At 39.1% G+C, this 4,255-nt stretch carries 5 protein-coding genes and 3 pseudogenes; 3 read left to right on the top strand and 5 right to left on the bottom strand.

Annotated features, from left to right (window positions below; translation table 11 throughout):
* A pseudogene (locus ACFFAP_RS36625) lies at nucleotides 1–356 on the bottom strand (ATP-dependent RecD-like DNA helicase); the annotation flags it as partial.
* 408 nt (nucleotides 357–764) lie between these two features.
* Between ACFFAP_RS36625 and ACFFAP_RS36620 the strand changes: the two are divergent.
* A complete protein-coding gene (locus tag ACFFAP_RS36620) occupies nucleotides 765–1,541 on the top strand; it encodes a ParA family protein (protein WP_012412931.1) in 777 nt (258 codons plus the stop codon).
* Nucleotides 1,538–2,461, top strand: a complete 924-nt coding sequence (locus ACFFAP_RS36615) for a ParB/RepB/Spo0J family partition protein (RefSeq protein ID WP_375515799.1) — start codon at nucleotides 1,538–1,540, stop codon at nucleotides 2,459–2,461. Before ACFFAP_RS36620 ends, ACFFAP_RS36615 begins: the two co-directional genes overlap by 4 nt.
* A gap of 136 nt (nucleotides 2,462–2,597) precedes the next feature.
* Here ACFFAP_RS36615 and ACFFAP_RS36610 read toward each other — a convergent pair whose 3' ends face one another.
* From ACFFAP_RS36610 to ACFFAP_RS36595, 4 genes and pseudogenes are all read right to left on the bottom strand, one after another.
* A complete protein-coding gene (locus tag ACFFAP_RS36610; protein WP_375515800.1) occupies nucleotides 2,598–2,756 on the bottom strand; it encodes a hypothetical protein in 159 nt (52 codons plus the stop codon).
* A gap of 120 nt (nucleotides 2,757–2,876) precedes the next feature.
* Nucleotides 2,877–3,146 (bottom strand): annotated as a pseudogene (locus ACFFAP_RS36605) (RNA polymerase sigma factor, RpoD/SigA family); the annotation flags it as partial.
* 25 nt (nucleotides 3,147–3,171) lie between these two features.
* The gene (locus tag ACFFAP_RS36600; RefSeq protein ID WP_335068073.1) at nucleotides 3,172–3,273 is read right to left on the bottom strand and encodes a hypothetical protein; all 102 of its coding nucleotides are present in this window, start codon (nucleotides 3,271–3,273) and stop codon (nucleotides 3,172–3,174) included.
* 66 nt (nucleotides 3,274–3,339) lie between these two features.
* On the bottom strand, nucleotides 3,340–3,549 hold the full coding sequence (locus tag ACFFAP_RS36595) for a sigma-70 factor domain-containing protein (RefSeq protein ID WP_375515798.1): 210 nt from the start codon (nucleotides 3,547–3,549) through the stop codon (nucleotides 3,340–3,342).
* A 525-nt stretch (nucleotides 3,550–4,074) separates the two neighbouring features.
* On the opposite strand from ACFFAP_RS36595, the pseudogene ACFFAP_RS36590 reads away from it, so the two are divergent.
* A pseudogene (locus ACFFAP_RS36590) lies at nucleotides 4,075–4,255 on the top strand (hypothetical protein); the annotation flags it as partial.

Below are 4,255 nucleotides of genomic sequence, written 5' to 3'. Positions count from 1 at the left end.
ACGATACGCTTGGCTGTGACTGGGCCCACGCCTTTGATTAAACCACTGCCCAAATATTTCTCAATTCCGGTAAGAGTGGCTGGTTTGGTTTCTCGATAATTAACTACCTGGAACTGGGGGCCAAATTGTGGATGGTCACGCCAAAAACCAGTTAGTTGTAGAGTTTGACCTGGCTGAATATTGGCAAAGCTACCAACAATTGTTGTGAGTTCGTTGCTACGCAAACGAGTCAGCCTTGCCACAGTGTAGCCTGACTCAGCAGAGTAAAAAGTTAAACGTTCTACGACTCCGATGATTGTTTCGTGTTGAGGGAAGGCACTTATTTGTTGAGCGGAAAGATTAGGAGGAGTGAACATTGCCTGTTAGAAGAGGCCGCACATTATTATAATACTGGAAGTCAGTTAATTATAGTACATAGATACTAAGTTGCCTGCCTGAAATTAGTGGAACGAAGAAGCACAAAATACATCAGATCCTATCTTCAGAAACGAAGAGAGATTGACACCGCACGTTACCTCAATCTTGATTTTGATGAAATCATCTAATTTCGTGGTAGAACTACGGTGGCTAGTTGGACAGCAACGCAGAGTAGACCGGCCTAATTTATTTGAAACGAAGTGATGATAAGCTTTTGAGCTGATTCAACTATATTAGCTTATGAAAGTCCAAATTTAGATAGTCAAATATTATCTGTGCTTACTCCGTTGTCGTTATAATCTAGTTTTCAAGAAAAAGTTAGTCGAAATTAGAAGTGAGCCAATTTAGTGAGCCTTATCATTTGTTTATTTAATCAAGCTGGTGGAGTTGGGAAATCCACTCTAGCGATTAATCTTGGTTATCACTTAGCACAATTAAAGCCTGCTAAAACCAAGCATCACTACCGAGTTCTTTTAATTGATATAGATCCTCAAGCTTCACTTACTAACTTTATGGGAATTGTGCCTGAATCCCAAGAAAAAACCATTTATAATGCAGTGATTGATCAGGAAGCACTACCAATTCTTAAAGAAATTCATGGGATGGATTTTGTTCCGTCATCTCAGGATCTGACTTCAGCTGAATTAGAGTTAGTAGTAGCAGATATGCGTGATTTACGTCTTAAATATGCTTTGGAACCTGTAAGCGAACAGTATGATTTTATTTTGATTGACTGCCCCCCTAGTTTAGGCATTCTTACTTATATCAGTTTAGTGGCATCAACTCACGTTTTAGTGCCGATCCAGACGCAATACAAGGCATTCTTGGGGACAGAATTACTCTTAAATACAGTAACACGCGTTAAGTCTCTTCCAAATCGAAAGCTAAAAATTGCTGGGTTTATCCCAACGATGTTTGATTCACGTAATAGCCAAGATGAACGAACACTATTAGCTATTCAAGAACAATTGTCACAGGTTGGGATAGTCTATGACCCAATTCCTCGATCTACTGCTTTTGCTGATGCTGCTGAAGAAAATGTTCCTTTGGCAATCTTTAATCCTAAGCATCCAGCTTTATCAATCCTAAAAAAAATTGTTAAAGGGCTGGAGAAATTATTATGAGTATAAAGCGTGACAAGCCTTATGGTCGCCGTCTTAAGGGATTAGAAGCTTTGATTGGGGAGTCTGTTGACACTGTTCCCTGTGGACAGTTTGTCACTATCGAAAAAATCCAACTCTCTGTTCAGCAGCCTCGCCGTTATTTTGATCCAAAAAAGCTAGAGCAGTTAGTACAGTCGGTTAAAGAACATGGCATCTTAGAACCATTGTTAGTCCGTTATTTATCTAACGATAAATATGAGTTGGTAGCTGGAGAGAGGCGTTACAGAGCAGCTAGTTTAGCAGGATTAACTGAAGTACCTGTAATTGCACGTTCCTTAAATGATCAGGAAGCCCTGCAACTGTCATTAGTAGAAAATTTACAGCGAGACGATCTCAATCCTATTGAAGAAACAGAAGGTATTTTAGAACTTATAGCACTTCAACTAGATAAGAAAGTGCCAGAAGTTATATCTTTACTTTATAAAATGCAAAATATTTTGGCGGGAAAAGTTACTGATAACGTTATCAGTAATTCTGATGCAGAGGATGTAAAAATGATTTTTACAGGCTTGGGGCTTATGGAATGGGAGTCGTTCACTGCTAACAGACTTCCTCTCTTGCGGTTGCCTGATGAAATTTTAGAAGTTCTACGCCAAGGAAAAATTGAATACACAAAAGCTAAAGTAATCGCTAAGTTGAAAGAAAAGACAGAACGTATTGCTTTATTGGAAGAGGCGATATTACAAAATTTATCACTAAATGAAATTCGAGAACGGTTGAAAACCCGTAAGTCGTCAACAGAAGAGAAGGAATTAGAGAAGCAAATAGATTCTACCTATAAGAAAATGAAAAAATCAAAGCTATGGGATAATCCCAAAAAGCGCAAGAAGCTTGAATTATTGTTTGCTCAAATAGAGATTTTAATTAACGAGGATGATTAAAACTGGACTAGAAGTTACTGCACCTTATTCTGTCTAAGACTCAGATGTCCCAAATGTGAGCAAACGGCGATTAGACTGAATACGCCAGAAGTACTTTCAACAACAGCGATTCCTTCTCCTTGGCCATAAACAGTTTTTAACTAGCCAAATAATCTTTAATCTGATCTTGTTCACGTTGTAAAGCTTTGATACCCTGCCCATAGGCAGAGCGTACCTTGGAATGACTGAGATTGAATCTTTGTGCAATCTGTTTTGCAGTCAGCTTGTCCTCGCCCTCCAGACCAAACTGTAACATTAAAACAAGACGTTGATTTGGCTTCAAGGTAGCTAATAAATCCTGTAAATCTGACTGGAGACATTCTAGGGTAACGTACTCTTGTACGGAGATTCTTTCGTCAGCTAATATCTCTTGTAGTTAAGTTTCTTGCTCCTCCCCAATTCCTAACTTTAAAGAAAGTAGCGGACGAAATGCGTTGAGACATTTGGAGATTTGCTTAGAACATACGTCAATAACCGTACTTATTTCTGTAATAATGGGCTTTAGTTCCAAGGTTTGAAAAAGTTCGATATCTGCTTTTTTGATTTGCATCAATCTTTTGGTCAAGTCATGCGGTAAGCGAATAGTGTGCAATTGTTTTGCAACGGCTCTGGTAATTCCCTGTCGAATCCACCAGTATGCATAGGTAGAAAATTTATAACCGCAATTCGGATCAAACTTCTCTACCGCATGAAAGTAAACCGATAGCTCCCTCTTGAATCAGATCCAAAAATTCCGGCTTACTCCAATGATACTTTTTAGCTATAGCAACCACTAACCGGAGATTGGCAGTAATCTTTTTTTGTTTAGCTAGTTAACCTTGTTCAAGGATTTGGGTTAATTATGTTTCTGTTTTCTTCGCCTCGGCAGCAAGTTCAGCCATAGTTGGAGAAGGCTTTAGCCGTTGCATGAGAAGATTATGAAAGCTCATCTTGTGCCAGCATAGCTTTACTTGTCGTGCATAGAAAATTTCTTGTTCCGGCAATAGCCTCTCGAAGCGACCAATTTCTCGTAGGTAAATTCCAAGTGGATCAGAGCCAAAGCTCGCCATCTTGCAAGGAAATAAATTGCTAACAAAGACATTGATAGTAGAGTATAAATCAAAGAGTCAACCATCTAAATTAATTTCTGCTGCGTTGATAAAAAAGATTTCAAAAAATCTTATTGGGGGCTACATGGGGGCTATATATACCCCAACAATAGTTCAGGATTTTGGGGACATTTTGACCCCTATATAGGGTGCATATAGGTGCTAAATGGGGTATATTTGACTGGTTAACATTTTGTACCCCACTTAGCCCCCAAGGGGTTATGATAAACTCTTGAGTCTGGGGAAAAAAAGGCTCTTGAGCAGGGGAGCAAGAGAAAATTGTTTGCATTAACAATTATAGTTATCGGTGTAAGAAAAACTAATTATTCTGCTGAAGGTCAGAGTTCTCCATTTTGAACAGTAAATAGTAAACACTAAGAACTGTTTTAATTCTCTCCTCTGCTCCCCTGCCCCTGTGCCCCTCTGCTCCCCCAAATTACCTGAACAGATAATTTTCACAAATCAAAGTCTATTACCTTTGTCTTTATGTCAAACATTCACACGTTACAAAAAATTTTTCCGGCGGGTTTCGATAACGGTTACGGAAGTCTCAAACTTTTAGTCGAAGGATTTGAAGTAGTTCGTGTGCCGAGCTATATAACCAATGCCGAGATGGAAGATGTGCCAGGGCGTGTAGTTTTTAACGGTAGTGCTTATACAGTTGGAG

This window comes from uncultured Nostoc sp. (genome assembly GCF_964245575.1).
GTDB lineage: Bacteria > Cyanobacteriota > Cyanobacteriia > Cyanobacteriales > Nostocaceae > Nostoc.
Note: the sequence above shows the minus strand (reverse complement) of the source record. Positions and strands in the feature narration are given on the sequence as shown.

Coding starts and splice junctions, on each gene's coding strand:
- ACFFAP_RS36615 (WP_375515799.1), top strand. CDS start 1,538: ATGAGTATAAAGCGTGACAAGCCTTATGGTCGCCGTCTTAAGGGATTA.
- ACFFAP_RS36610 (WP_375515800.1), bottom strand. CDS start 2,756: ATGTTACAGTTTGGTCTGGAGGGCGAGGACAAGCTGACTGCAAAACAG.
- ACFFAP_RS36595 (WP_375515798.1), bottom strand. CDS start 3,549: ATGGCGAGCTTTGGCTCTGATCCACTTGGAATTTACCTACGAGAAATT.